1 protein-coding gene is annotated in these 1,553 nt (G+C 77.1%); it reads left to right on the top strand.

Annotated features, from left to right (window positions below; translation table 11 throughout):
* Window positions 1–1,553, top strand: a 1,553-nt coding sequence (locus ACIQOV_RS40900; RefSeq protein ID WP_401056143.1) for a type I polyketide synthase, incomplete at both ends; no start/stop codon positions are given.

Below are 1,553 nucleotides of genomic sequence, written 5' to 3' on the forward strand. Positions count from 1 at the left end.
GGCACCCTGGGCGGGCTGCTGGCCCGCCACCTGGTGGCCGGGCACGGCGTGCGGCACCTGCTGCTGCTCAGCCGGCGCGGCGCCGACGGCCCGGGCGCTGCCGAACTCGTCGCCGAGCTACGGGACTTGGGGGCCGAGACGACCCTCGCGGCCTGCGACGCCGCCGACCGCGAGGCGCTGGCCGTGGTGCTCGCCGCGATCCCCGCCGAGCACCCGCTCACCGGCGTCATCCACACCGCCGGCGTGGTCGACGACGGCGTGGTCACCGCCCTCACCGCCGAACAGCTCGCCACCGTCCTGCGCCCCAAGGCGGACGCCGCGCTCCACCTCCACGAACTGACCGCCGACCGCGACCTCGCGATGTTCGTGCTGTTCTCCTCCGTCGCCGCCGTGCTCGGCCCGCCCGGACAGGGCAACTACGCCGCCGCGAACGGCTTCCTGGACGCCCTCGCCGCCCAGCGGCGGGCCCGCGGCCTGGCCGGCGTCTCGCTGGCCTGGGGCCTGTGGGCCGAGTCCAGCGGCATCACCGGCCACCTCACCGGCGCCGACCAGGCCCGGGCGGCCAGGGTCGGCGCCCCGCTGACCACCGCCCAGGGCATGGCCCTGTTCGACGTCGCCCGCACCGTGCCCCGCGCCCACCTGGTCACCTCCAACCTCGACGTGACCGCGCTGCGCAACGACCCGGCCGGACCGCCGCCGGTGCTGCGCACGCTGGCCGGCGCCGCGCTGCGCCGGGCCAGCGACGCCCCGACCGCCGCGAGCCTCACCCAGCGGCTCGCCGGGGTGCGGCCGGACGGCCGGCTCCCGCTGCTGGTCGACCTGGTCCGGGAACAGACCGCCCTGGTGCTCGGCCACGCCTCCCCGGACGCCGTCGCGGCCGGCCGCGCCTTCAAGGAGGCCGGCTTCGACTCGCTGACCTCGGTGGAACTGCGCAACCGGATGCAGGCCGCCACCGGCCTACGGCTGCCCGCCACCCTGGTCTTCGACCACCCGAGCCCGGCCGCGCTCGCCGAGTACCTGCTCGGCGAACTGCTCGGCGGCCGTGACCTGCCCGCGCCCGTCCGGGCCGCCGCGACGGCCACCGACCAGGACCCGGTCGTGATCGTCGGGATGAGCTGCCGCCTGCCCGGCGGCGCCGACAGCCCGGAGCGGCTGTGGCGGCTGCTCGCCGAGGGCGGCGACGGCATGACCGACTTCCCCGCCGACCGCGGCTGGGAGGCCGAGGTCGCGGACGCGCCGTACGCGCTGCGCGGCGGCTTCCTCGCGGACGCCACCGGGTTCGACGCCACCCTGTTCGGGATCTCCCCGCGCGAGGCACTGGCGATGGACCCGCAGCAGCGGCTCTCGCTGGAGGCCGCCTGGGAGGCCTTCGAGGACGCCGGCATCGACCCGACCGCGGTGCGCGGCGAGCAGGTGGGCGTCTTCCTCGGCGCCGGCACGTCGTACTACGGGATCGGCACCGACCTCTCCACCACCGCCGAGGGGCACGTCCTCGCCGGCACCTCGAACAGCGTGATCTCCGGCCGGGTGTCGTACACCTTCGGCCTGGAGGG

This window comes from Kitasatospora sp. NPDC091257, from assembly GCF_044757675.1.
GTDB classification, from domain to species: Bacteria; Actinomycetota; Actinomycetes; order Streptomycetales; family Streptomycetaceae; genus Kitasatospora; species Kitasatospora lactacystinica.